This window comes from Nocardia sp. CA-107356 (assembly GCF_050946365.1).
Taxonomy (GTDB): domain Bacteria; phylum Actinomycetota; class Actinomycetes; order Mycobacteriales; family Mycobacteriaceae; genus Nocardia.
This window is the reverse complement of sequence record NZ_CP191992.1, coordinates 7,206,323-7,232,204: the sequence shown is the minus strand read 5'-3', so window position 1 is coordinate 7,232,204 and position 25,882 is coordinate 7,206,323. Positions and strand designations below refer to the sequence as shown.

At 67.1% G+C, this 25,882-nt stretch carries 23 protein-coding genes and 1 pseudogene; 21 read left to right on the top strand and 3 right to left on the bottom strand.

Annotated features, from left to right (window positions below; translation table 11 throughout):
• Positions 1 to 17: 17 nt before the first annotated feature.
• The 3 genes from ACQP1G_RS32495 to ACQP1G_RS32485 are packed head-to-tail and all read right to left on the bottom strand — an operon-like array spanning position 18 to position 3,204.
• Complete coding sequence (locus ACQP1G_RS32495; RefSeq protein WP_433193460.1) at positions 18 to 1,025, bottom strand: carotenoid biosynthesis protein; 1,008 nt, start codon at positions 1,023 to 1,025, stop codon at positions 18 to 20.
• Complete coding sequence (locus tag ACQP1G_RS32490) at positions 1,022 to 2,590, bottom strand: phytoene desaturase family protein (RefSeq protein ID WP_433193459.1); 1,569 nt, start codon at positions 2,588 to 2,590, stop codon at positions 1,022 to 1,024. The genes ACQP1G_RS32495 and ACQP1G_RS32490 overlap by 4 nt, the downstream gene beginning before the upstream one ends.
• Entirely contained in the window at positions 2,587 to 3,204 is a 618-nt protein-coding gene (locus ACQP1G_RS32485; RefSeq protein ID WP_433193458.1) for a GNAT family N-acetyltransferase, read from the bottom strand. The genes ACQP1G_RS32490 and ACQP1G_RS32485 overlap by 4 nt, the downstream gene beginning before the upstream one ends.
• A 172-nt stretch (positions 3,205 to 3,376) precedes the next feature.
• On the opposite strand from ACQP1G_RS32485, the gene ACQP1G_RS32480 reads away from it, so the two are divergent.
• The 21 genes and pseudogenes from ACQP1G_RS32480 (at position 3,377) to ACQP1G_RS32380 (ending at position 25,779) form a co-directional block, all read left to right on the top strand.
• Positions 3,377 to 3,817, top strand: coding sequence for an SAV_6107 family HEPN domain-containing protein (locus tag ACQP1G_RS32480; protein ID WP_433193456.1), 441 nt, complete (start codon positions 3,377 to 3,379; stop codon positions 3,815 to 3,817).
• 122 nt (positions 3,818 to 3,939) lie between these two features.
• A complete protein-coding gene (locus ACQP1G_RS32475; protein ID WP_433193455.1) occupies positions 3,940 to 4,362 on the top strand; it encodes a DUF3040 domain-containing protein in 423 nt (140 codons plus the stop codon).
• Between the two features lie 448 nt (positions 4,363 to 4,810).
• The gene (gene mraZ, locus ACQP1G_RS32470) at positions 4,811 to 5,242 is read left to right on the top strand and encodes a division/cell wall cluster transcriptional repressor MraZ (protein ID WP_330253784.1); all 432 of its coding nucleotides are present in this window, start codon (positions 4,811 to 4,813) and stop codon (positions 5,240 to 5,242) included.
• 217 nt (positions 5,243 to 5,459) lie between these two features.
• Positions 5,460 to 6,437 (top strand): 16S rRNA (cytosine(1402)-N(4))-methyltransferase RsmH, encoded by a 978-nt coding sequence (gene rsmH, locus ACQP1G_RS32465; protein WP_433193454.1) that lies wholly within the window; start codon positions 5,460 to 5,462, stop codon positions 6,435 to 6,437.
• The gene (locus tag ACQP1G_RS32460; RefSeq protein WP_433193452.1) at positions 6,434 to 7,252 is read left to right on the top strand and encodes a hypothetical protein; all 819 of its coding nucleotides are present in this window, start codon (positions 6,434 to 6,436) and stop codon (positions 7,250 to 7,252) included. Before rsmH ends, ACQP1G_RS32460 begins: the two co-directional genes overlap by 4 nt.
• Positions 7,253 to 7,254: 2 nt before the next feature.
• Positions 7,255 to 9,165 (top strand): peptidoglycan D,D-transpeptidase FtsI family protein, encoded by a 1,911-nt coding sequence (locus ACQP1G_RS32455; protein WP_433209018.1) that lies wholly within the window; start codon positions 7,255 to 7,257, stop codon positions 9,163 to 9,165.
• A gap of 114 nt (positions 9,166 to 9,279) precedes the next feature.
• Positions 9,280 to 10,914, top strand: coding sequence for a UDP-N-acetylmuramoyl-L-alanyl-D-glutamate--2,6-diaminopimelate ligase (locus ACQP1G_RS32450; RefSeq protein ID WP_433193451.1), 1,635 nt, complete (start codon positions 9,280 to 9,282; stop codon positions 10,912 to 10,914).
• A pseudogene (locus ACQP1G_RS32445) lies at positions 10,911 to 12,485 on the top strand (UDP-N-acetylmuramoyl-tripeptide--D-alanyl-D-alanine ligase); the annotation flags it as partial. The gene ACQP1G_RS32450 and the pseudogene ACQP1G_RS32445, both read left to right, overlap by 4 nt.
• Positions 12,486 to 12,631: 146 nt before the next feature.
• On the top strand, positions 12,632 to 13,708 hold the full coding sequence (mraY, locus tag ACQP1G_RS32440) for a phospho-N-acetylmuramoyl-pentapeptide-transferase (RefSeq protein WP_433193449.1): 1,077 nt from the start codon (positions 12,632 to 12,634) through the stop codon (positions 13,706 to 13,708).
• 49 nt (positions 13,709 to 13,757) lie between these two features.
• Positions 13,758 to 15,203 (top strand): UDP-N-acetylmuramoyl-L-alanine--D-glutamate ligase, encoded by a 1,446-nt coding sequence (gene murD, locus ACQP1G_RS32435; RefSeq protein WP_433193448.1) that lies wholly within the window; start codon positions 13,758 to 13,760, stop codon positions 15,201 to 15,203.
• On the top strand, positions 15,200 to 16,732 hold the full coding sequence (ftsW, locus tag ACQP1G_RS32430; RefSeq protein WP_433193447.1) for a putative lipid II flippase FtsW: 1,533 nt from the start codon (positions 15,200 to 15,202) through the stop codon (positions 16,730 to 16,732). Before murD ends, ftsW begins: the two co-directional genes overlap by 4 nt.
• Positions 16,729 to 17,859, top strand: a complete 1,131-nt coding sequence (gene murG, locus ACQP1G_RS32425; RefSeq protein ID WP_433193446.1) for an undecaprenyldiphospho-muramoylpentapeptide beta-N-acetylglucosaminyltransferase — start codon at positions 16,729 to 16,731, stop codon at positions 17,857 to 17,859. Before ftsW ends, murG begins: the two co-directional genes overlap by 4 nt.
• Before the next feature lie 95 nt (positions 17,860 to 17,954).
• Complete coding sequence (murC, locus tag ACQP1G_RS32420; RefSeq protein WP_433209015.1) at positions 17,955 to 19,394, top strand: UDP-N-acetylmuramate--L-alanine ligase; 1,440 nt, start codon at positions 17,955 to 17,957, stop codon at positions 19,392 to 19,394.
• A gap of 6 nt (positions 19,395 to 19,400) precedes the next feature.
• Positions 19,401 to 20,093: a cell division protein FtsQ/DivIB gene (locus ACQP1G_RS32415; RefSeq protein ID WP_433193445.1), complete on the top strand. Its 693-nt coding sequence runs from the start codon at positions 19,401 to 19,403 to the stop codon at positions 20,091 to 20,093.
• A 365-nt stretch (positions 20,094 to 20,458) separates the two neighbouring features.
• Complete coding sequence (gene ftsZ, locus ACQP1G_RS32410) at positions 20,459 to 21,697, top strand: cell division protein FtsZ (RefSeq protein WP_433193443.1); 1,239 nt, start codon at positions 20,459 to 20,461, stop codon at positions 21,695 to 21,697.
• A 38-nt stretch (positions 21,698 to 21,735) separates the two neighbouring features.
• On the top strand, positions 21,736 to 22,461 hold the full coding sequence (gene pgeF / locus ACQP1G_RS32405) for a peptidoglycan editing factor PgeF (RefSeq protein ID WP_433193442.1): 726 nt from the start codon (positions 21,736 to 21,738) through the stop codon (positions 22,459 to 22,461).
• Positions 22,458 to 23,213, top strand: a complete 756-nt coding sequence (locus tag ACQP1G_RS32400; protein ID WP_433193441.1) for a YggS family pyridoxal phosphate-dependent enzyme — start codon at positions 22,458 to 22,460, stop codon at positions 23,211 to 23,213. Before pgeF ends, ACQP1G_RS32400 begins: the two co-directional genes overlap by 4 nt.
• A gap of 135 nt (positions 23,214 to 23,348) precedes the next feature.
• Positions 23,349 to 24,128 (top strand): cell division protein SepF, encoded by a 780-nt coding sequence (locus tag ACQP1G_RS32395; protein WP_433193440.1) that lies wholly within the window; start codon positions 23,349 to 23,351, stop codon positions 24,126 to 24,128.
• A 124-nt stretch (positions 24,129 to 24,252) separates the two neighbouring features.
• Positions 24,253 to 24,543: a YggT family protein gene (locus tag ACQP1G_RS32390; protein ID WP_040688811.1), complete on the top strand. Its 291-nt coding sequence runs from the start codon at positions 24,253 to 24,255 to the stop codon at positions 24,541 to 24,543.
• Positions 24,544 to 24,623: 80 nt separating this feature from the next.
• Entirely contained in the window at positions 24,624 to 25,487 is an 864-nt protein-coding gene (gene wag31 / locus ACQP1G_RS32385) for a DivIVA-like cell division protein Wag31 (RefSeq protein WP_433193439.1), read from the top strand.
• A 91-nt stretch (positions 25,488 to 25,578) separates the two neighbouring features.
• On the top strand, positions 25,579 to 25,779 hold the full coding sequence (locus tag ACQP1G_RS32380) for a hypothetical protein (RefSeq protein WP_433193438.1): 201 nt from the start codon (positions 25,579 to 25,581) through the stop codon (positions 25,777 to 25,779).
• Positions 25,780 to 25,882: the final 103 nt, after the last annotated feature.

Genomic DNA, 25,882 nt, shown 5'->3' with positions numbered 1-25,882 from the left:
AATAGTGTCCGCGTCTTTCAGTCCCGCCGCGCCCCGGCCAGCCGCACCAAGAGCGGCACGCCGAGCACTCCCAACCCGACACACCCATACCAGGCCGAATACGGTAGATCGAGGAACACCGCATGCGCGAGCGTGGACCCGAGCCACGTCCAGACAAACACCGCCACCGGCACCAGAGCACCGATCGGAATCAGGGATCCGAGCCGCTGCGATTCCCTCGCTGTCGGCACCGCGAACGCGCTGACCGCTCGCGTCCCCGCCATCCGATCCAAGGCGGTCAGTAGCACCGCCATCACCAGCGCCACCGCGAACCAGCCCAGGTAGTTCGTATACGGAATCTCATCGAGTCCGGGCAGGCCCCATCCGGTGGCACACCAGAGCCACTGACCATCCGCCACCATCTGCGGATCCAGGAACAGATCCCAACCCACCGCGCCGACCGCCGTCAGCGCAATCCGCCCGGCAGTCCGCCGAGTCAGCAGTTCGGCCACCACCCGCACGGGGTACAGCCCGCCCGTCCAGGCCAGCGCGACCACTAACGGCACACCTGCCACCGCGGGTCCCGATCTGCCGTCGGCGTAGTCATAACAACCGAACGGGAAGCCCGTCGCGGTACCGACGATCTCGGCGAGTAGTCCGAGTCCGGACACGATCACCAGAAAACCCACGGCATACCGAACCCCGCGCGTCGCCGCCGCGTGCACCAACGCCGTCCCCGCCGAAAGCAGCACCACCGCGATGGTCACCCGATCGCGAGTGACGCCGGACGACAGCGGATAACTGATCTGCACGAGCACCAGCAGCACCGCGAACCCGACAGGCGCGAGGAATCGTGGCGTCCCCGGCGATAAGCCCGTCGAGTGCCGGTCCTGCGGCGCGTCGGGAGGACCGGGCCGGCGTGCTGGTCTCCTGTCGAAGCGGCGCACATCGGAATCCGCCCCGTCGGGTATCTGGTGGGTGACCTCCGGATTCGCCGGACCAGGCGTCCGCACTGTGGGCCCCTCGATCGGCTCCGGCTCGATCATCGCCTGCGTGGCAGCGAAAACCGGCCACGGCGTCGGTCATGCAGCACCAACCGTGCCGCACTGCGCCCACTCGCCCCGCACACGCCACCACCCGGATGCGTCGACGCCCCGGTCAGATACAACCCCGGTGCACCCGGCACCCGCTGCCCGGACAGTTCCGGCAGCGGCCGCCACAGCATCATCTGGTCCAGGGACATCTCCACATGCATCACATTCCCGCCGCGCAACCCCATCTCGCGCTCCAGATCGACAGGGGTCTGCACATGCCGCCGCAGCACACTTGCCGCGAAACCCGGTGCGTAGGTATCGACTTCGGCGATGATCCGATCGGCCTCCGGCTCGGCGTGTGCGGCCCATTCGCTCCCGTCGGCCAGTTCGTACGGATGCCATTGCGCCCATAGGGAGAGCTGATGTTCACCGGCGGGGGCGATGCTCGGGTCCACCGCGCTGAAGCTCATCGCGAGTACCACCGGGCGCGGCGGTAGATCCCCCGCCGACGCCGCACCGTGCGCCCGGCGCAGCTGCCGCCGATCCGAAACGAGAAATTGCAGACCGTTGGCGGATTCGGCCGATGAGCTTCCGAGATACTGCGGCAGTGCGCTGGTCGCGAGCCGCACCACCATGCCGATGCCGGGACCGACCCGGATGCGGCGCTGCCAATCGTCGAGCACCGCACCGTCGAATCCGCCGTCCCGCAGCAGGTCCAGGGTGGTCAGCACGTGGGCGCCCGCGATCACGGTGTCCGCATGCAGATTTCGGCCCGAGGCAGTTGAAACCCGCCAACCCGAACCGACCTGCCGCAGTGCGGTGACCGCATCACCCGCCGACACCGCGCCGCCGTCGGCACGCAACCGCGCGACCAATGCCGTGGTCAGCGCCCCACTTCCGCCCACCGCCCGTCCCGGCGGCAGCGTATGCATCAGCGCGGCGAACCCGACCATCGGCGCGGTACCCGGTTCCGACATCGGCGGCCCGGACTGTGCCCCGAACCAGGCCAGCGATGCCTTGAGTCGCTCGTCGTCGAAGTAGGCGTCGAGCAGCGCATCCCCGGTCTGCAGGAACTCCCGCGACAACGCGCTCCCACCAGCGCGCGCGTCAAGCCCCCAGAACGAACGCAACAGCCTGCCCGGCGTCGGCGTGCCACCGAATGCGCGCATCACCCGCGCCGAACGCGGTCCCCAGACCTCGACAAAGCGTCGATACGCCGCCGCGTCCCGCGCGCCGCAGACCTCCGCGATGCCCGCGCAGGTGCGATCGAGATCGCGATGGAACACGATCGGCGCACCGCCATCGGGTCCAGCGGGCGTAAAACCCCAGGGATCACAGTCGATATAGCGCAGTCCGAAGCGCGAGAGCTCCAATTCCTCGATGATCCCGGTATGGCGCACCATGATGTGCGCCGACGATCCGCGATCGACCAGATGACCGGGAAAGCGTTCGACCGTCGATACCGCGCCGCCGAGCACTTCGTCGCGTTCGAGCACCGTCACCTGCTCACCGGCGCGCGCCAGGTAGCACGCCGCGACGAGTGCGTTGTGGCCCGAGCCGACGACCACGACGCTCACAGGGGCAGCCGCCGCCCGAGGATCGCGAACGGCCTGGTGTCTCCGGCGAAGACGAAATCCCGGATCACATCGGTGAATCCGAGTCGCCGATACAGCTTCCAGGCGCGGTTGGCTTCGCGCTCCACCTCCGGTGTGGACAGCAGCACCGCGGCCTCGGTGCGATCGGCGAGCAGTCGTGTCAGCAGCGCGCCGCCGATGCCGCGGCCCTGTGCCGAGGGATGCACATGCAGCTCGGTCAATTCGAAATAGTCGGAAAGGAGTTCGCGCGCAGAGTGTTCCGGCCATCCCGAGCGCCGCATACCGCTGTGCACCTGCTGATGCCACCACTGGTGGGCGGCGCCGCGATAGCCGTAGGCGATGGCCACGATCGGCGCTGTCCGCAGGTCGATCTGTCCGGAATCATCGGGGATGACGGCGGCGACGGCCTGCCAGCCGGGACGGGTGGTGTGCTCGGTCCACATCGGCGCGCGATGGTGCTCGGTGCCGTGCGGATATTCCATCGCCGCGACGTACACCGCCAGCACATCGTGCAGCCGGGAGCGTAGCGCCGTGATCGTGAGATCGATGACGACGGGTGCGTTGGCGGGGGTGTGTTTGGGCTTGACGGCTGTCATGGCTCTCGTCGGTCCGCGGAAAGTTGTCGGTGGGTGTCCCTATATTCAATCTCAATTCAAACGTTCGAATACCTGTTCGATCCGCGCGGTGCTGGCAAGTCGGCGCTCACGCACAGGATCAGGCCAGGTGAGCGACGTTGAACGACTCTGAACGAACTCGGAGGGACGGCTGATGTCCGGTCGGATCGAACACCCGGGACAACCCGGCAAGGCGGGCAAGCTACTGCAGCGGGCGGACGGCTTGCTGATGCAGGCGGCGGGGGAGCCGGACCCGCGCGAGCGTTTCCGGACCGCGTATCTCGCCGCGTTGCGCGGTGCCGGGGCGGTACTCGCGTATACCGGGGCGGACGCCGCGCCGCGGGCGCGTTCGCGCAATGCCTGGGTGCTGATGCAGCGCGCCGCGCCCGAATTCGTCATGTGGGCCGACTACTTCAGTGCCCGCTCGGAGATCAGGGCGGCGCTGGAGGCGGGGTTGGATCGCAATATCGATGATCAGCAGGCCGACGAGTTCTATTCGCGGGTGGGCGCATTCCTGCACGATGTCGAAGATCTGCTGAACGCCGGTGCTCGTTTGCGCCCCGCGCCGGGGTTGTCGGGCGGCATGACCGCTTAGTTATCGGCGAGTAGGTGGTACGGCACTGATCGAACTCGTATCATTGGTGGCAGATAGCCGACCTTGGCTATCTGTCGCCTACCCGGAGGCGACAGCCACGTCCTAGTGCCGGGGGAGGTACCGTGCCACTCTCCGAGCACGAGCAGCGCATGCTCGAACAGATCGAGAGCGCGCTCTATGCTGAGGATCCGAAGTTCGCGTCGTCCGTCCGCGGCGGACGCCTTCGCTCGACCTCGAGTCGCCGCAGACTCCAGGCCGCGGCCCTGTTCATCCTTGGTCTGTTTCTACTGGTCGCTGGGATCGCCGCTCCGGTGAAGCTCGGTGACTTTCCGATCATCAGCCTGATCGGATTCATCGTCATGTTCGCCGCAGGCGTGCTGTTGCTGCTCGGCAGTTCCAAGGGCATCGCCAAGGGCGACCGGTCGGGCAATACCCAATCCGGTGGCGCGAGCGGCGGATCGAGCGGACGTGGGCGACAGCGCAAGTCCGGTGGTTTCTCCGAACGCATGGAGGATCGGTTCCGGCGCCGCTTCGATCAGGAGTAGCGCGCCCGTAGCCGACATCTACATATCGAACGCGCCGCCGCACCGAATAGGTGCGGCGGCGCGTTCTCATGCGTGAACCACCCGGCTGCTGAGTGATCTCCGCGGGCGGTTCCCCACAACGCCCCACGATCATCCCCCGCCGTGCCCCACGATCCACCCGTGCGGCGGCCCGGCATCAGCTGAAATGAGGCGAACCAGGGCGTTTGCTGGTTGTTGTCGGGCGATCGTTTTGCTGTGCGGTGCGTGTCGCTGGAACACGGAAAAAGTTCTCCACCACAGTGATAGCTGGGATGACCTGCGTAATCGACGACGCGGGGAGCCAGATCACCCTGAGTTTCGATTGAAAGTGGGGGAAAGTGGGGTAATGTGGAGCGCGCACTAGAGGAAGGGCATACATCCGAGGTGATCGTGCTCCCCGCGCGGCGGGGTTCATCCAGGAGGTAGCGGGTTGTTTCTCGGTACCTACACACCTCGGTTGGATGACAAGGGGCGACTGACGTTGCCTGCGAAGTTTCGAGACGATCTGGCGGGAGGGTTGATGGTCACGAAGGGTCAGGACCACAGCCTTGCCGTATATCCCAAAGAAGAGTTCACCGCGCTCGCTCGGCGAGCTGCGGCGGCGTCTCGAAGTAATCCGCAGGCGCGCGCGTTCGTCCGGGCACTCGCGGCCGGTACGGATGAACAGCGTCCGGACGCCCAAGGCCGGATCGTGTTGTCGGCCGATCATCGTCGCTACGCGAACCTCTCGCGGGATTGCGTGGTGATCGGATCGGTCGACTTCCTCGAAATATGGGATAAGCAGGCGTGGGAGTCCTACCTCGCCGAGCACGAGGAGGACTACGCCGAAGCGAGAGACGAGTCGCTGGGCGGCATCTTCTAGCCCTGAGCGAACGAGTGCCACGCGGCCTCTGCCCGGACGCGCGGACCCTGACGTACTTCCCCGACGCCAGGTGCCGAGGCTCCGGTCAGAGACCCCGCGGCATTCGTATTTTCGAAAGTAGCTGTGTAACAAGGCGACCCGTGACCGGGCGTAACGAGTGAACCATTGGCACCGCTCGGTGCGCGACGACGCGAGGCACGATTCCGGGAGGTCGAGGGTGAACCGTGAACAGGACGGTCCTCGCCATGTTCCGGTTCTGCTCCAGCGAGCCGACGCGCTGCTCGGCCCGGCATTGTCCGAACCCGGCGCCGTCTATGTAGACGCGACACTGGGTTTGGGCGGACACGCCGAACACTTCCTACGTACGTACCCGAACATTCATCTCGTCGGACTCGACCGTGACACCCACGCACTGGCACTGGCGAGTGCGCGACTGGCCCCATTCGCGGACCGGATCACCTTGGTACACATCCGATATGACGGAATCGCCGCCGCGCTGAAGCAGGCCGGACTGCCGACCACTGGTTCGGTGAGCGCCATCCTGATGGATCTCGGCGTCTCCTCGATGCAGCTCGACGAGGCCGAGCGCGGCTTCGCCTACTCCGTCGACGCGCCGCTGGATATGCGGATGGACCCGACCACAGGTATCACCGCCGCGGATGTGCTCAATACCTACAGCCACGGCGATTTGGCGCGTGTGCTGAAAACCTATGGCGAGGAACGCTTCGCGGGCAAGATCGCCTCCGAGGTGCTGCGCCGTCGCCAGCAGAAGCCGTTCACCACCAGCGCCGAACTCGTCGAATTGCTCTACGCGACAATCCCCGCCGCGGCCAGGCGGACCGGTGGTCATCCAGCCAAGCGGACCTTTCAGGCGCTGCGGGTGGAGGTCAATGGCGAACTGGATTCGCTGCGGGCCGCACTGCCCGCCGCTCTCGACTCGCTGCGGGTCGGCGGCCGGATCGTGATCATGTCGTATCAGTCGCTCGAGGATCGGGTGGTCAAACAGGAGTTGGCGCCGCGCACCACCTCACGGACGCCGGTCGACCTGCCGGTCGAATTGCCCGGTATGGGACCGGAATTCAGGATGCTGACCCGCGGTGCCGAGAAGGCGACGGAACAAGAGATCGAAGAGAACCCGCGGGCGGCTCCCGTGCGGATGCGGGCGGCGGAGCGAATTCAGGAGGGGACAGCATGAGTGTGCGCACGCGTACCGTCGAGGCGCCGGGCCGGCTCGCCCGCCGGGTTCAGGCCGCCGAGCGGGTGAAATCGGGTGCAGCACAACGGGCCTATGCCAAGCGCCGAATGCGTGCTGAACAGTCGGGGGACCATCAGGACCTGCCGAAGCAGCGCGCATCGGTGATGGCCGCGCGAACTCCGTTCGTGGCGGCCATCATCGCCCTGCTCGGCTGTGGCCTCGCGCTCACCCTGCTGCTCACCACCCGCTCGGCGGAGGACAGCTATCAGCTCGGCGACGCCAGGGCGACCAACCGCAAGCTGGCCGACGAGCGGGCGGGACTGCAGCGGGAGGTGGAGGCCGCCGACTCCGCGCCCGAACTCGCCGCGCGGGCCCGCGAACTCGGGATGATCCCGGCCAAGGATCCGGCGCGTCTCGTGGTCGGACCGGACGGCGCCGTGACGGTGATCGGCAAGCCGACGCCCGCCCAGGGCGCGCCGGTGCCACCGCTGAATCCCTCGCCGGCCGCGCCGACCACCGCACCGCCGAATAATGCGCTGGCCCGCGGTGAGCGGCTGGTTCCGGTGACGACAACGCCGCCTGCGCCCACTCAGCCGAACGCCGGTCAGCCCGCGAATGCCGTTGCCGGACAGGCGAGCCCGCAGCCGAGCTCGACGCCGGCCAGTCCGCTGCCGACGCCGAGTCCGGTCGCGCAGGCTCCGTCGGAAACACTCCAGCCCGAAACCCCGCGGCCGGAAACACCGCAGCCTGTGGCGCCCCAGGCGGAAGCGGCCCAAGCCGAACCACCGGGTACCCCGGACGGGGGCGCCAGATGAGCATGCGCCAGACCCGGCCCGCGTCGCGCCAGCGCCGCGGGCCCGCGGCGTCCGAGACCGGATCGTCGAGGGCGACCGGTGCTGCCAGACCGCGGACGGCCGCCCTCGACCGGCCGCTGCGCTTGCGCTTGGGTGTCGGCCGGGTGATCATGCTGATCGCGCTGGCGGTCGTCGCGCTCCAATTGCTCTGGGTGCAGAGCATTTCCGCGCCGAGCCTGTCCGCGCAGGCTGCGGACCAGCGCACCACCCGCAAGATCGACCCGGCGACCCGCGGCCCGATCACCGACCGCACCGGCAAGACGCTGCTGGCCTTCACCATCAGCGCCCAGGCGCTCACCTTCCAGCCGGTGGCCGTGCGCAAGCAACTCGCCGACGCGAAGGCCAAATCGGCCAAGGCGCCGGATCCGGACGAGCGGCTGAAGGCCATCGCGAAGACCATCCACGACAAACTCGGCAAGGACGCGCCCGCCGAATCCGCTGTGCTGGACAAAATGAAAAGCGACGACACCTTCGTATATCTCGCCCGGAATGTCGATCCACGCGTCGCTTCCGATATTCAAGTGCAGTTTCCGGAGGTCGGTACCGAACGCCAGGATGTGCGCGAATATCCGGGCGGCTCACTGGCGGCCAACGTGCTCGGCACCACCGGCTGGGACGGCCACGGTCAGATCGGGCTGGAGTCGTCGCTGGACTCGCTACTGGCGGGCACCGACGGCTCGCACACCTACGACCGCGGATCCGACGGCGCGGTCATTCCCGGCAGCTGGCGCGATAAACAGTCCGCGGTGAACGGCTACGGTGTCGAGTTGACCCTCGATTCGGATCTGCAGTACTACGTGCAGCAGCAGGTGCAGCAGGCCAAGGAGATGTCCGGGGCCAACGCGGCCTCGGCCGTCGTGCTGGACGCGAAAACCGGCCAGGTGCTGGCGATGTCGAATGACAACACCTTCAATCCCGCATTGGGACCGCAGCATTGGGGCAATGCCGAGATGCAGAACCCCGCGGTGCAGGATCCGTTCGAACCCGGCTCGGTCAACAAGATCGTGACCGCGGCCGCGGCCATCGAATACGGATTGACCAATCCCGATGAGGTGCTGCAGGTTCCGGGTGAGATCCAGATGGCGGGTGTCACCGTGCACGATGCCTGGGAGCACGGCACCGCGTCGTATACCACCACCGGAATATTCGGTAAGTCCTCGAATGTCGGCACACTGATGCTGGCGCAGCGGGTCGGTGAGGATCGGTTCGCCGATATGGTCAACCGGTTCGGTCTCGGTCAGCGCAGCGGTGTCGGGCTGCCGGGGGAGAGCCCGGGGCAGGTACCTGCGCGCGACCAGTGGTCCGGCGGTACCTTCGCGAATCTGCCCATCGGACAGGGCCTTTCGATGACCACCCTGCAGATGACCGGAATGTACCAGGCTATCGCCAATGGCGGCCTGCGGATTCCGCCGCGCATCGTCAAGGCGAAGACCGCGCCCGACGGCACCCGCACCGAGGAGCCGCAGCCCGAGGCGGTGCGGGTGGTGAGCGAGCAAACCGCGGCGACGCTGCGCACCATGTTCCAGGCGGTCGTGCAGCGCGATCCGATGGGCGTGCAGATGGGCACCGGTGCGCCGGCGGCGATCGATGGCTATCAGGTGGCGGGTAAGACCGGCACCGCGCAGAAGGTCGACCCGAGCTGCCGCTGCTACTCGACGTCGTCGTTCTACATCACCTTCGCCGGTATGGCACCTGCGGATAATCCGCGCTATGTCATCGGCCTGATGCTCGACGCACCGATTCGCAGCTCCGACGGGAGCGGCGGCGGGTCGGTGGCGCCCCTGTTCCACAACATCGCCTCCTGGGCGTTGCAGCGTGACCGGATCCCGCCCTCGCCCGAGCCGTCCCGGCGATTCGTTCTGCAGGCTCCATAAGATTGGAGCCGCGTTGTCCGGCCGTGAGCCGACGTCGGTAACCTGACTCGACGTCCCCTGCCTTTCCCATTGATCCACTCGACCCCATCCGTGCCGATACCCGAGAGGAGCCTTGTGCCCGCGCAGTCCAGCCAGCACGCGCTCCGGCCGACCCACCCGCGGTCGACGTCGTTGTCCACTGTGCTGGCGCTGACCGGCGCCAGCTCGTCGCGTGCGGATCTCACCCAGATCCAGGTCACCGGCATCGAGCAGCGCTCGAATGCAGTGCTGCCGGGCGACCTGTTCGCCGCGCTGCCCGGCGCGCAGTCGCACGGAGCCCGGTTCGCGCGCGACGCCGTCGACCGGGGCGCGATGGCGGTGTTCACCGATCCGGCGGGCGCCGAACTTGCCGGTGAACTCGATGTGCCGGTACTGGTGCACGAGCGGCCCAGGTCGGTGCTCGGTGAGCTGTCGGGTGCGCTCTACGGCAACCCGTCGGAGCGGCTGCGCATCGTCGGCATTACCGGCACCTCCGGCAAGACCACCACCGCATATCTGGTGGAGGCCGGACTGGCGGCCGCTGGCCTGTCCACGGCGCTGATCGGCACCATCGAGACCAGGATCGGCGGTCGCCGGGTGCCGAGCGCGTTGACCACGCCCGAGGCGCCGCAGCTGCACGCGATATTCGCGCTGATGGTCGAGCAGGGTGTGGACGCGGTGGTGATGGAGGTCTCCAGCCACGCGCTCGCGCTGGGCCGAGTGGACGGCGTGCGCTTCACGGTTGGCGCCTTCACCAATCTTTCGCAGGACCACCTGGACTTCCACACCGACTTCGAGGACTACTTCGCCGCCAAGCGCAGGCTTTTCGAAGCGGCATCGCCGATCGCCGCGCGGACCGCGGTCATCTGCGTCGACGACGAGTGGGGGCAGCGTCTCGCCGCCGACCTCGTGGATCCGATCACGGTATCGACCGTCGGTTCCGGCGCATGGCGGCTCACCGGTGAGGTATCCGCACACGGCGGCGAACAGGAGTTCAGCGCTGCCGGACCGGAGACGAATGTCGATGTGCGCCTGCGACTTCCGGGCCGCTACAACGTCGCCAACGGACTGCTCGCGGTCGCGGTGTGCGCGGCCGCCGGAGCCGATCCAACCGTCGCGGCGCCCGCTCTGGCCACCGTCGACGTGCCGGGCCGGATGCAGCGGGTCGAGCGAGGCCAGGATTTCCTGGCGATCGTCGACTACGCGCACAAACCTGCCGCGGTGGAGTCGGTGATCGCCACATTGCGCGAACATCTCGCGGCCGATACCGCCGGTCGTTTGGCCGTGGTCGTCGGCGCGGGTGGTGACCGGGATGCAGGCAAGCGACCGCTGATGGGTGCGGCCGGTGCGCGTGGTGCCGATCTGCTGATCATTACCGACGACAATCCGCGCACCGAGGATCCGGCGGCGATCCGCGCTGCACTGCGTGCGGGCGCGCTCGAGGTTCCGGAGGCAGCACGCGGTGTGGTGCGCGAAATCGGGGACCGGGCCGCGGCCATCGCCGCCGCGGTCGACTGGGCTCGTCCCGGTGACGTGGTGTTGGTGGCGGGAAAGGGCCATGAGGCAGGGCAGGAGATCCAGGGTGTGAAGCATCCGTTCGACGACCGCGAGGTGCTCGCGGCGGCGTTGGAACGACGGGAGCGGGGCCTGCGCAGCGACCAGCCGAGGCAGGGCGGCAACACTGAGCACAGTCCGCAGGGGTCGGACGCGGAGGACTTGACGGTTTCATGATCGAGATGACACTGCGGGAGATCGCGGAGGTCGTCGGCGGCACGCTGCACGACGCCCCCGACCCGGAGGTAACGGTAACGGGTTCGGTCGAATTCGATTCGCGCCGAATCGGTTCCGGTGATCTGTTCCTGGCCCTGCCCGGCGAGCATTCGGACGGCCACGACTATGCGAAGGCCGCCATCGACGCCGGTGCGGTCGCGGTGCTCGCGGCCCGCCCGGTGGGCGTGCCCGCGATCGTGGTGACCCCGAGTCCGGGCACCGTGCCCGCGAAATCCGTTGCGCTGGCCGGTGATTCGGATGGGTCGGGGGCCGCGGTGCTGGCCGCCCTGGCTACGCTCGCCCGGGTGAGCGTCGAACGTCTTTCCGCCGCCGCGGGAGCGACGGGCCCGGAGGCGGCCGGCCGTGGGGGGTCGTCGACGCCAGGTGCCGGTGGGGATGCGCGCATCCATGCGGGGTCCCATGAGCGCGGTCGATCGAACACAGCTGGCGGACTCACCGTTGTCGGGGTGACCGGCTCCTCGGGCAAGACCTCGACCAAGGATCTGCTCGCGGCCGTGCTCGCGCCGCTGGGTCCGGTCGTCGCGCCGCCCGGATCGTTCAATAACGAACTCGGACATCCGTGGACCGCGCTGCGGGCCGATGCCGACACCCGTTTCCTGGTGCTGGAACTGTCCGCACGCGGCCCTGGGCATATCGCCGCGCTCGCACGGGTCGCACCGCCGAAGATCGGCGTGGTGCTCAATGTCGGCACCGCTCATCTCGGTGAATTCGGCAGCCGCGACGCGATCGCGCAGACCAAGGGCGAACTCGTCGAGGCGCTGCCTTCGACCGGACTCGCCGTCCTCAACGCCGACGATCCGCAGGTAGCCGCGATGGCCGCGCGCACGAATGCGCGCGTGGTGACGGTCGGCCAGGCGACGAACGCCGAAATCCGTGCTACCGATGTCCAACTCGACGCAGAGGCACGCGCGGGTTTCACCCTGCACACCGACAAGGGCAGTATTCCGGTGCAGCTGGCCGTACACGGCGAACATCAGGTCGGCAATGCGCTGGCCGCGGTCGCGGTCGCGCTCGAATGCGGCGCCGACCTCGACACCATCGCGCAGGCACTATCCGGTGCGCACGCCGCATCGGCGCGCCGCATGGATGTGCGCACCACAGTCGATGGCATCACCGTCGTCAACGACTCCTATAACGCGAATCCGGATTCGGTGCGCGCCGCCCTCAAGGCCCTGGTGACCATGTCCCGCGCGGGCGCCACCCCGCGCCGCAGCTGGGCCGTGCTCGGCGAAATGGGTGAACTGGGCGAGGAATCCGTCATCGAACACGACCGGATCGGCCGCCTCGCGGTGCGCCTGGATGTCTCCCGGCTGATCGTGGTCGGCACCGGAAGGCCATCCCACGCGATGCATCAAGGTGCGGTAATGGAAGGCTCGTGGGGCGAGGAGTCGATCCTCGTGCCCGATATCGGCGCGGCCATCGCGCTGCTCGACGATGCGGTCGAGGCGGGCGATGTGGTGCTGGTCAAAGCGTCCAAATCGGTCGGTCTGTGGGAGGTCGCCGAACATTTGACCGGTACGGAGCGTGCGGGAACTAGCAGGGGTAGCACGGAGGCAGTGGCAGTGAGTGAGCGAAGCGAGCGAGCCATCGACACAGCGGCCGTCGGTCGAACGATGAAGCCGAGCGCTAGTGCGGCGAAGTCCAGCGAGGCGGAGTCGTGAGACAGATTCTGTTCGCGGCCGGGATCGCGCTGGCGGTCTCCATCCTGCTGACGCCACTGTTGATACGGATCTTCGCCAAGCAGGGCTTCGGCCAGGAGATCCGGGTCGACGGCCCGGCCAGTCATCAGGCCAAGCGCGGCACCCCGACCATGGGTGGTGTCGCCATCCTGGTCGGCATGTGGGCGGGCTACCTCGGCTCACACCTCATCGGCATCGGCTACGACGCGGACGGACCGTCGGCCTCGGGCATCCTGGTGCTCGGGCTGACCACCGCACTCGGCGTGGTCGGCTTTCTCGATGACTTCATCAAGCTGCGCAAGCAGCGCAATCTGGGTTTGTCCGCCGCGGGCAAGTACATCGGTCAGATCAGCGCCGCGGTCCTCTTCGGCGTGCTCGCGCTGCAGTTCCACGGTGGCAACGGGCTGACCCCGGCGAGTAAGCATCTGTCCTATGTCCGCGACATCAGCACGGTGTCGATGGGTGTGATCATCTTCCTGTGCTGGGTCTGCCTGCTGGTCGTCGCGTGGTCGAATGCGGTGAACCTGACCGACGGCCTCGACGGTCTGGCGGCGGGTTCGATGAGCCTGGTGCTCGGCGCCTACGTGATCATCACGTTCTGGCAATACCGCAACGCCTGCGCGACGATTCCGGAGGCGGGCTGCTACAACGTGCGCGATCCGCTGGATCTGGCGCTGGTGTGTGCCTCGGCCGCCGCCGCATGCGTCGGCTTCCTGTGGTGGAATGCCGCACCGGCCAAGATCTTCATGGGCGATACCGGCTCGCTGGCCTTGGGCGGCATGCTCGCCGGACTCTCGATCACCACGCGAACCGAGTTGCTGATGGTCGTGATCGGCGCGCTGTTCGTCGCCGAGACCGCCTCGGTGGTGCTGCAGGTCGCGGTGTACCGCACTACCCGCAACCGGCTATTCAAGATGGCGCCGTTCCATCATCACTTCGAACTCAGCAAATGGGCCGAGACTACGGTGATCATCCGGTTCTGGCTATTGGCGGCGATGGCGTCGGCGGTCGGACTCGGCCTGTTCTATAGCGAATATCTCTCAGCGGTCGGGTGAAGTAGCGATGGTCGAACATTCTCCGAGGGCCCTGCGAACACCGGGGCCTATGCTCGAATTCCTGCGTGGCCGTGACGTTCTGGTGGCCGGATGGGGTGTCTCGGGTCGCTCGCTGATCGAACCGCTGCGCGATATCGGCGCGCGCCCGGTGGTCACCGACGGCGGCGCGGCCGCACTGGCCGAGGCGGCCGGGCTCGGCCTCGACATCGCGACCTGCACCGAACTCCAGTCCGCGGACTGGAGCCGGTTCGCCCTGGTCATCACCAGTCCGGGCTGGCGACCGGACTCACCGGTGCTCGCCGCGGCAGTGACCGAGGGCACCCCGGTCTGGGGCGATGTCGAATTCGCCTGGTGGGTCGATCAGGCCAGAATCTACGGTCCGGTCCGCAAATGGCTGGTGGTGACCGGAACCAACGGCAAGACCACCACCACCTCGATGGTGCATTCGATCCTGCGCGCGGCGGGTATCGCCAGCGTCGCCTGCGGCAATATCGGGCTCCCGATTCTGGATGCGCTGCGGCGCAATCCCGGTCCGCAGGTACTCGCGGTCGAACTATCCTCGTTCCAATTGCATTGGGCGCCTTCGGTGCGGCCCGAGGCCGGTGTGGTGCTGAATGTGGCCGAGGACCACCTGGATTGGCACGGCGGCCTCGATGCCTATGCCGCCGCCAAGTCCAGGGCACTGTACGGCCGCGTCGGCGTCGTCGGGCTCGACGATCCGGTGGCCGCCTCGCTGGCCCGGCGCAGTAAGGCGCGCCGGACGGTCGGCTTCCGAATCGGGGTACCCGCCGACGGTGAACTCGGTGTGGTCGACGGCAAACTGCTCGACCGCGCCTTCACCAAGGCCGCGATCCTCGCCGAGGTCGGCGATATCAGCCCCAAGGGTCCCGCCGGTGTCGCCGACGCGCTCGCGGCCGCCGCGCTGACCAGGGCCATCGATGTTGCGCCGCAGTTCGTGCGGGAAGGCCTCATCGAGCACAAGGTCGGTCCGCATCGGGCTGCGTTCGTACGTGAGCTGGCCGGGGTCGAATTCATCGATGACTCCAAGGCCACCAACCCGCATGCCGCGCGCTCATCGATCCTGGGCCACCCGCAGGTGATCTGGCTCGCCGGTGGACAATTGAAGGGTGCGTCGGTCGAGGATCTGGTCGAGGAGATCGCCGATCGGCTCGGCGCCGCTGTGCTGATCGGCGCCGACGCGCCGGTGATCGCGGCCGCATTGGCGCGACACGCGCCCGAGGTCCCGGTCATCGAGGTCCGCGCAGGAGACCATGCAGGGATGGCTGACGCTGGGATCGATGAGGCCGCGAGCGCCGACGCCGTCATGGCGCGTGCCGTTCGCGCCGCGGCCGGGCTCGCCCGTCGCGGTGACACCGTGCTGCTGGCCCCGGCCGCAGCCTCCTTGGATATGTTCGCCGACTACACCCACCGCGGACGCAGCTTCGCCGCCGCGGTCGCCGCGCTGGAAGACGGTGACATCGGGCGGCAACTATGACCGAGACCCCGCGGCGGAGGCAGCGGAGCGCGACCGCGGAGGGATCCGGGAGCGCCGCCGATCACCCACCGCGGCGGAATCGGCTGGCGGCCACCAAATTCGGTGCCTGGCTGGCGCGCCCGCTCGCGTCATTCCATCTCGTCGTCACGATCGCGACGTTGCTCACCGTGCTCGGTCTCGTCATGGTGCTTTCGGCGTCGAGCGTCGAGGCGTATGTCGATGGTGGATCGGCCTATTCGCTGTTCATCCAGCAGGCCATGTTCGCCGCGATCGGTGCGGTGCTGTTCTATCTGGCACTGCGGATTTCGCTGCGGCGGCTGCGGCAGTGGTCGTTTCCGCTCTTCGCGATCTCGGTGCTGGCGCTGGTGCTGGTCCTCATCCCGGGCATCGGCTCAGAGGTGCAGGGCGCGCGACGCTGGTTCTTCCTGGGCCCGATTTCGGTGCAGCCTTCGGAGATCGTGAAGGTGACCCTGGTGGTGTGGGGTGCGCATCTGCTCGCATCGCGCCGCTCCGAACAGGCCAGCCTCAAGGAGATCCTGGTGCCGCTGGTGCCAGCCGGTCTGCTGGTGTGCCTGCTGGTCGTACTCGAGCCGAACCTGTCGACCACGATCGCTCTCGGCATCGTGCTTGCCGCGCTGCTGTGGTTCGGCGGGCTGCCGGTGCGACTGTTCGTCACCATCGCGATCTCGGGCACTATCGCCGCGGGCATCCTCGCGCTGTCCGCGGGTTATCGCTCGGACCGCATGCGCGGATTCTTCAATCCGGGCGACGATCCGCAGGGCATCAATTACCAAGCGCGCCAAGCGTTGTACTCCTTGGCCGACGGCGGCATCTGGGGCCGTGGTCTCGGACAGAGCCGGGCCAAATGGCAATACCTGCCGAACGCGCACAACGACTTCATCTTCGCCATCATCGGCGAGGAACTCGGCTTCCTCGGCTGTGCACTGGTTTTGGGGCTGTTCGCGCTGTTCGTCTATACCGGCCTGCGCATCGCGATCCGCTCGGTCGATCCGTTCCTGCGGCTGCTCACCGCGACCGCGACGACCTGGATCACCGGTCAGGCGCTGATCAATATCGGCTATGTGGTCAACTTGCTGCCGGTGACCGGTCTGCAGCTGCCGCTGGTCTCGGCCGGCGGCTCGTCGCTGGCGATCACGCTGTTCATGTTCGGCATCATCGCCAATGCGGCCAGGCATGAGCCCGAGGCGATTTCGGCGCTGCAGGCCGGACAGGACGGCCGATTCAGCCGACTGCTGCGGCTGCCCAAGCCGGAGGTGTACTCACCGGCCAAGGCGGAAGCGGCGCGGGCGCGCACGGCCGCGGCCAAGGCCGCCGAACAGCGGGCGCGGGCCGAACGGGCCAAGGCCGAGCGGGCAAGAGCGGCACTGCCGCCGGGCCGACGACCGCAATCCGAACCGGGGCGCCGCCGCGTGCCGGAGAGCCGGGGGACGAGTTCCTTGCGGGCGACCAGGGCATGGGAGCCCAGCTATCCGATAAACCATGCGAGAGATCGGGGAAGATCCAAGTGAGTGGCGACCGGTCGCCTCATAGACCACTGTCGGTGATCGTCGCCGGCGGTGGCACCGCGGGGCATATCGAGCCCGCACTGGCTGTCGCCGACGCGTTGCGGCGGCTCGACGATTCGATTCGGGTCACCGCACTCGGCACCGAACGCGGACTCGAGACCAAACTGGTGCCCGAGCGCGGCTATCCGCTCGAGTTGATCCCGCCGGTTCCGTTGCCGCGTAAGCCGACGGCGGATCTGCTGCGCTTGCCGGGCCGGGTGCGTGCCTCGGTGGCCAGCACCCGGGCGATCATCGATGCGGTCGAGGCCGATGTGATCGTCGGCTTCGGCGGCTACGTCGCGCTGCCCGCCTATCTGGCGGCCGGCCGAGGTTTGACGGGGCGCAGGCGCGCGGTGCCAGTGGTGGTGCACGAGGCGAATGCCAAGGCGGGTATCGCGAATAAGGTCGGTGCCAGGCGCGCCACCAGGGTGCTCGCCGCCGTACCCGATTCCGGTCTCGCCCGTGCCGAGGTCATCGGCATTCCGGTGCGCGGCTCCATCACCTCGCTGGATCGGGCGGCGCTGCAGGCCGAGGCCCGCGCGCACTTCGGCCTGCCCGCCGAGGGGCCGGTGCTATTGGTCTTCGGCGGATCCCAGGGCGCGGTGTCGTTGAACAACGCCATCTCCGGCGCCGCGCCGCAGCTGGCCGCGGCGGGCGTCTCGGTGCTGCACGCACACGGACCCAAGAACACCCTCGAGGTCCAGAATTCGGGTGACGCACAATCGCTGTACATCGCGGTGCCGTATCTTTCGCGAATGGACTTGGCCTATGCCGCCGCGGACGCTGTTGTCTGCCGCTCCGGTGCGATGACCGTCGCCGAGGTGTCGGCGGTCGGCCTGCCCGCGTTCTATGTGCCGCTGCCGCACGGCAACGGTGAGCAGGAACTCAATGCCAGGCCGATCGTCCGCCAGGGCGGTGGCAGAATCGTCCCCGATGCCGAGCTGACCCCGAAATACGTAATCGACGAGGTGATACCGCTGCTGACCGACCGTGCACGGCTGATCGAGATGAGCCTGTCCGCCGCAGGCGCCGGGCATCGCGATGCCGCCGACGAGCTGGCGCGCATTGTCGTGGAGGTGAGCGGCCGGTGACTACGGGAGCCGATGCCACCGAATCCGGAGCGGTCGAATCCGGGGCCGCCGACGAGGCGCGCTCGGCCTTGCCGCCCGAATTGGCGCGCGTGCACATGGTCGGGATCGGCGGCGCCGGAATGTCCGGAATCGCCCGCATCCTGCTCTCGCGCGGTGGCTCGGTCTCCGGTTCGGACGCCAAGGAGAGTCGTGGCGTGCTCGCGCTGCGGGCCCGCGGCGCCCAGGTGCGCATCGGTCACGATGCCAGCGCCCTCGATCTGCTGCCCGGCGGCCCGACCGCGGTGGTCACCACCTATGCCGCGATCCCGAAAACCAATCCCGAACTGGTCGAGGCGAATCGGCGCGACATCCCGGTGCTGCTGCGTCCCACCGTGCTCGCATCGCTGATGCAGGGCCATCGCACCCTGCTGGTCTCCGGCACGCACGGCAAGACCTCCACCACCTCGATGTTGATCGTGTCGTTGCAGCATTGCGGATTCGATCCGTCCTTCGCTGTCGGCGGTGAACTCAACGAGGCGGGCACCAATGCCCACCACGGCACCGGTGAGATCTTCGTCGCCGAGGCCGACGAGAGCGATGGCTCACTGCTGCAATACGACCCGGATGTCGCCGTGGTCACCAATATCGAATCCGATCACCTGGACTTCTTCGGATCGGACGAGGCCTACGTCCAGGTCTTCGACGATTTCGCCGACCGCATCGCCGCGGGCGGCCTGCTCGTGGTGTGTCTGGACGATCCCGGTTCGCGTGCGCTGGCCGAGCGGATCGGTCCGCGCTTGGCGCAGAAGAACGTCCGGGTGCTCGGCTACGGATCGGGTGAGCTGCCCGACGCGCCGGTGCCGGTCGGGGTGCGACTGCACAGCTGGGAGCCGCGCGATGTCGGCGGACTTGCCCAATTCCAGCTCGCCGACGAGGCCGCCCCGCGCACCCTGCGACTGTCGGTACCCGGTCGGCATATGGCGCTGAACGCGCTGGCTGCGCTGCTCGCCGCGCGGGCAGCGGGCGCCGAAGTCGACGAAATCGTCCAGGGGCTGGAGGGTTTCGGTGGTGTGCACCGCCGGTTCCAGTTCTCGGGCCGGGAAAACGGCGTGCGGGTCTTCGACGATTACGCTCACCACCCGACCGAGGTCCGGGCCGTACTCGGCGCCGCGGCCGAGTTGGTGCAGCAGGAGGCCCGCGACGGCGCCCGCTCCCGGCAGGGCCGGGTCATCGTGGTGTTCCAGCCGCACCTCTACAGCCGTACCGCCACCTTCGCCCAGGATTTCGGGGCGGCGCTGAGTCTCGCAGACGAGGTCGTCGTGCTCGATGTCTATGGCGCGCGGGAGAAGCCGCTGCCGGGTGTGAACGGCGCATTGGTCGCCCAGGCCGTCACCAAACCTGTGCACTACCAGCCGGATATGTCGCGGGTCGGCCGTCAGGTCGCCGGACTCGCGCTGCCGGGTGATGTCGTGATCACCATGGGCGCTGGCGATGTGACGATGCTGGGCAGCCAGATCCTCGACGGCCTTCGAGCGCGTCCGCAATACGGTCGGTGACCCGCGATGCGAACCGCGGGTGACTGGTTCGGCCGAGAACACCGGGGACGGTTGCGGCTGTGGAGTTTGCTCGGCATCTGCGTTCTTACCGTTCTCGCGGTGCTGGCCTGGTTCACCCCGGTGCTGTCGGTGAGCACCGTCGAGATCGACGGTTTGGTCGCGGTCTCCGAAGATCAGGTGCGCGACAAACTCGAGATCCCTTCCGGGCGCTCGATGTTGCGCATCGATACCAATGCCATGGCAAGGCGGGTGGCGAACATTCCGAAGGTACGCAGCGCGCGGGTGCAACGCGTATTTCCGTCCACCGTCAAGGTGACGGTCGTGGAGCGCACACCCGTATTGTTCTGGGACGGCCCGCAGGGCGCGCATCTGATGGATGCGGAGAGTGTGGAGTTCGCGATCGAGGAACCGCCCATCGGGGTACCGAAGCTCGATACCGAGCATCCCGGCGGTGATGATCCGGTCACTCGCGCGGCGGTTTCGGTATTGTCGGTGCTGCCTGCGGCGTTGGTCATTCAGGTGGACGAGGTTGTCGCGCGGTCGATTTCGAATATTTCGCTGAACCTGCGCGATGGTCGCACGGTACTCTGGGGGGGAACCAATGACGCGGAACGCAAGGCGGCAGTGGTAATGCCGCTGTTGACCCGCGATGGAACGGTGTTCGATGTTTCGAGTCCGAATCTGGTCACGGTAAAGTGATCGATACCCATTGTGCCCAGGGGAATTTCGATGGAACTGTGACCGCAGTGGGAACAGGCCAGCGAGACCAGGGGTTCGGGGGCAACCGTCCACGATACGACGTGTTGCGCGGCGAGACGAGTGGGATCACACAAGATTCTGTCAGTCGTTTCGGCGCGCCTGCGCGTCTATCGCGGCGGCTGCGAATAGCGTTCCGCAGCAGTCGGATACTTGACATAACGCTAACCCTATGGTTGAGGTTTAGGGTTTGCTCGGACAGTGGCGCACTTCGCGATACTGCCGGAGCAAAACAACCGGGGTTCCCATAGGCCGAATGTCGAGAATCCGAAAACGACAGACTTTAGATCGAAGGAAGGCGAGAGCCCATGACGCCCCCGCACAACTACCTTGCTGTGATCAAGGTCGTCGGTATCGGTGGCGGCGGCGTGAATGCCGTCAACCGGATGATCGAGCAGGGACTCAAGGGAGTCGAGTTCATCGCGGTCAACACCGACGCGCAGGCGCTGCTGATGAGCGATGCCGACGTCAAGCTCGACGTCGGCCGTGAGCTCACCCGCGGTCTCGGCGCCGGTGCCGACCCGGAGGTCGGCCGCAAGGCCGCCGAGGATCACAAGGACGAGATCGAAGAGGTGCTCAAGGGCGCCGACATGGTCTTCGTCACCGCGGGCGAGGGCGGTGGCACCGGTACCGGTGGCGCGCCCGTCGTCGCCAGCATCGCGCGCAAGCTCGGCGCTCTCACCATCGGTGTGGTCACGAGGCCGTTTTCCTTCGAGGGCAAGCGGCGTGGCAACCAGGCCGAAGTGGGTATCAACCTGCTGCGCGAATCCTGCGACACGCTCATCGTCATCCCGAACGATCGGCTGCTGCAGCTCGGCGATGCCGCGGTCAGCCTGATGGACGCCTTCCGTTCCGCGGACGAGGTGCTGCTCAACGGTGTGCAGGGCATTACCGACCTGATCACCACGCCGGGTCTGATCAACGTCGACTTCGCCGACGTGAAGAGCGTGATGTCCGGCGCGGGCAGCGCCTTGATGGGCATCGGGTCGGCGCGCGGCGAGGGCCGTTCGGTCAAGGCCGCCGAGTCGGCGATCAACTCACCACTGCTTGAAGCATCGATGGATGGTGCGCACGGCGTACTGCTCTCGATCGCGGGCGGTTCGGATCTGGGTCTGTTCGAAATCAATGAGGCGGCCTCGCTGGTGCAGGAGGCCGCGCATATCGAGGCCAATATCATCTTCGGTACCGTCATCGACGATTCGCTCGGCGATGAGGTTCGCGTCACGGTGATCGCCGCCGGTTTCGACGGCGGCGGTCCGGCCCGGCGCACTTTCGAGGCGGGTCGCGGCGCGATCGGGTCGGGTCGGGCCGGCGACATCGGCCAGAGCAGCAGGACCAGCGAGATCGCCGCGTCCACGCGCGCCGAAACCACTTCCGGCGCAGGTCAACCCAGCTCCACTCGGGGTGCGGTGCCCAGCTACCGCGATACGGAACGGGCCCGCACGCTGGCCGAGCCGACGGTGGCGCACAACTCGCGCACACACATCGAGCCGCCGGACACCGACGATGACGATGACGTCGACGTGCCCTCGTTCATGCGTAGGTAGGAAGGAAGTACCCCCCGAGCGCGATTAGGCTCGGGGGTATGACAGCGCCGACACTGACCGTTCGACGAGTGACCACTACCAGGGCGGGCGGTTTCTCGGCGCCGCCGTACGATTCGTTCAATCTCGGGGATCATGTGGGGGACGACCCGGCGACCGTACAACGGAACCGGGACCGGCTGGCCGAGGGGATCGGCCTCACGCCGGATCGGCTCGTGTGGATGGAACAGATCCACGGGCGCAATGTCGAAATCATCGATGGGCCACAGGATGCGCCGGTGCCGGCCACCGACGCACTGGTGACCACGGTGCCCGGTCTGGCACTGGTGGTACTCACGGCGGACTGCGTACCGATCCTGCTATCCGATGACGAGGCGGGGGTGATCGCGGCCGTGCACGCCGGACGGATAGGGGCGCGTATCGGCATCGTGCCGCGGGTATTGGATGCGATGGTTTCGGTCGGCGCTCGGCTCGACCGGATCGGCGCCTTCCTCGGCCCTGCGGCGTCGGGCCGGCAGTACGAGGTGCCCGCCGCGATGCGCGCCGATGTCGAGGCGCATCTGCCCGGCAGTGCCACCACAACCGTGCGCGGCACACCGGCACTGGACCTGCGCGCCGGAATTCGGCGCCAGCTCACCGAAGCCGGGATCGGCGGGGTCGCCGTCGATCCGCGCTGCACGATCGAGGACAAGACCTTGTTCAGTCATCGCCGCGGTGCGCCGACCGGCCGCAACGCCGGGGTGGTCTGGATTCAGGCGGACGCATGAGTACGGTGCCGGAATCTGTTGCGGCCGAGGCGATGGACGGTCGGACCGCCGAACTCGCGGCGAACCTCGCCGATCTGAACAAGCGGATCGGAGCGGCTTGTCATGCCGCCGGGCGTGATCCGGGTTCGGTACGGCTGCTGCCCGTGACGAAATTCTTCCCGGCCAGCGACGTCGCGATCCTGCACCGGTTGGGCTGCCGGGAATTCGGCGAGTCCAGGGAGCAAGAGGCCAGCGCCAAGGTCGCGGACCTGGCCGCGCTGCCGGATCTGCGCTGGCACATGATCGGCCGACTGCAGCGCAACAAGGCGCGCGTCGTCGCGCGCTGGGCGCACACCGTGCACTCGGTCGACAGCGAACGTCTGGCAACGGCCCTTGACATCGCTGCACGGGCCGCATTGGACGCGGGGGAGCGCACCGAACCGGTTCGGGTACTGGTCCAGGTGAACCTGGACGAGGACCCGGGTCGCGGTGGCGTCGCCCCCGAAGATCTTGTGGCGCTGGCGGATCGGGTGGCCGCTGCGGCGGGACTGCAGCTCGCGGGCCTGATGGCGATCCCCCCGCTCGACGCCACACCGGACGATGCTTTTGCACGCCTGGCACATATGCATGCGCTGGTGCGCGCGGACCATCCCGAGGCGACCGAACTCTCCGCCGGAATGTCGGGCGATCTGGAATCGGCGATCGAACACGGTTCGACCTGTGTGCGTGTCGGTACCGCCTTGATGGGCGCTCGACCGATAACCTCGGCGTAGCAAAGAAACCTCATCAGTCACATTTGACACATATGCTGGGACTGGAGAGGACTGAGCAAGACTTCAACACCCGGCCGCCACCGGGGCCGAAGGAAGGTCGACCGAAATGAGCGAACGCGACAGCGAGGTGCAGTCATGAGCACGCTGCACAAGTTCAAGGCGTACTTCGGCATGGTTCCGCTCGAGGACTACGAAGACGATTATGTCGCCGAGCCCGCCCCTCGCGGCGTGGACGAGCGTGGCTCCCGTCGACCCCGGCCGCCCCGTGACTACTCCGAGCGCGCCGGATACGGTGCGGACCGCTATGCCGATGACCGCTACGACGATGAGCCGGATTACCCTGAGCCCGCGTACAAGTCGCCGTACAAGGCGGGTTATCCGGTGTCCCGGCGCGACGATTACGTCGACGAGCCCTATGCGGACGACCGCTATGATGCGCGGCCGCGTCCCACCAGGATCGATACCGCACCGGCCGCCAGCCGATTCCGTGCGGGCGGTAATGCGCCGATGCTGCGGGGAGCCACCAGAGGTGCGCTCGCCGTCGATCCCGAGGCCGAGGAGCGGCGCATGGAGGAGCGCGTGCGCCCCGAGCCCGCTCCCGCACGTCGGCCGGGGATCTTCGAGGACGGAGGTCCATTGTCCAAGATCACGACGCTGCGCCCGCGCGACTACAGCGAGGCCCGCATCATCGGTGAGCGCTTCCGCGAGGGCAATCCGGTGATCATGGATCTGGTCGATCTGAGCAATGCCGATGCGAAGCGGCTGGTCGACTTCGCCGCTGGCCTGGCCTTCGCGCTGCGCGGTTCATTTGACAAGGTAGCGACCAAAGTGTTCCTGCTCTCACCGGCCGATGTCGACGTCTCGGCCGAAGAACGTCGCAGGATCGCCGAAACCGGCTTCTACAACCAGAAATAGCGCTGCGATCCGGGGGTTCTGTTAGACCCGTTGCGTATGGCCCAGATCTTTTCGAGCGACCTACGAGCAGTCGCCAGCGGTGTGGTCATTTTGCGCGACGCGGATTTTGGGGCAGAGTGAGGCGGTGGCCTTGTTCGCGGTGCTGTACTTCGTACTGTTCATCTTCTGGCTGTTGTTGATCAGCCGGGTGATCGTCGAGTTCATTCGTAGCTTTGCCCGCGACTGGCGCCCTAGCGGCTTCGTCGTCGTGATCCTCGAGGTGATCTTCACGATCACCGACCCTCCGGTGAAACTCCTGAGGCGGTTGATACCACCGGTGTCATTGGGAGGAATTCGGCTCGATCTGTCGATTATGGTCCTGCTTTTCGTCGTCTTCATCTCGATGACGTTTGTGGGCGGCCACGCCGACGGGTAGCCCCGGTGTGACAGAATGAACCGAGAAGATAGCTTGCTAGATCTGCTAGATCTCCAAAAGACGCGTGAAGGGATCCTTCCATGCCGCTGACCCCAGCCGATGTGCACAACGTCGCGTTCAGCAAACCGCCGATCGGGAAGCGTGGCTACAACGAGGATGAAGTAGACGCCTTCCTGGATCTCGTGGAGCAGGAGCTCTCCCGTCTGATCGAGGAGAACGCTGACCTGCGGCAGCGGGTTGCTGAGCTGGATGCGGAACTAGCCGACGCCAAGAAGAATCGCCCTCCGGTGCAATCGAACCCGGTGAAGTCGCCGGTGCAGCAGGCCCCACCGCCGCCGCCCGAGCCGATCAAGCCCCCGGTGCAGCAGGCGCCGCCGCCGCCCCCGATGCCCGTCGCCGCGCCGGTAGCCAAGGATGCGCCGAGCGCCGATGCGAACCTGCAGGCGGCCAAGGTGCTCAGCCTCGCCCAGGAGATGGCGGACCGGCTGACCAGCGATGCGAAGCTCGAAGCGGAGAATCTGCTCTCCAATGCGCGTGCCAATTCCGAACGCCTGGTAGGCGATGCGAGAACCCGCTCGGAAGCGATGATCGCCGATGCTCGCCAGAAGTCGGACGCGATGCTCTCGGATGCGCAGAACCGCTCGGACAACCAGCTACGGCAGGCAAAAGAGAAGGCCGACGCGCTGCAGGCCGACGCCGAGCGCAAGCACACCGAGATCATGGCCACCATCACCCAGCAGCGCAGCGTGCTGGAGAGCCGGATCGAGCAACTCAAGACCTTCGAGCGCGAATACCGCGTGCGGCTGAAGTCGTACCTGGAGTCGCAGCTCGAGGAGCTGGAAAACCGTGGCTCGGCCGTTCCGGTCGACGGTGGCGAGGCCTTCGTCGACGCCAATACTGCGAACAATCTCGCTCCCGCGTCGTTCGCCAAGGGCGGCAAGTAATCTCGTATTAGAGAGACATCTCTCCGCTGTAGTTGCTGTTCGAGTAGCTAGAGGTACCTGCCGAGCCGCCTGGCATGCCTAGGGGGTCATCATGCTCGTCTTGACGCTCGTCCTTGCCGCGATCGGATTTGCCCTGCTAGTGGCCGCGCTGACCACCGGGTCGGTGCTGTGGGCCTGGGGGTGCATCCTGGTCTGTGTCGTTGGCGCTGTGCTGTTGCTGGTTAGTGCGCTCTCCATGCGGAGTTCGGACAGCGACGCCGCGCCGCCACCCGGGCGGCATGCGAAACGGTGAAGTGGCCACAACTAAGTGGTTTGACCGCACTGGTTAGAATCAAACATGTACGCGGCGTAGATCCGGCCATCACCGGGGAGTCTTCGGAAGAACGGCACGCATC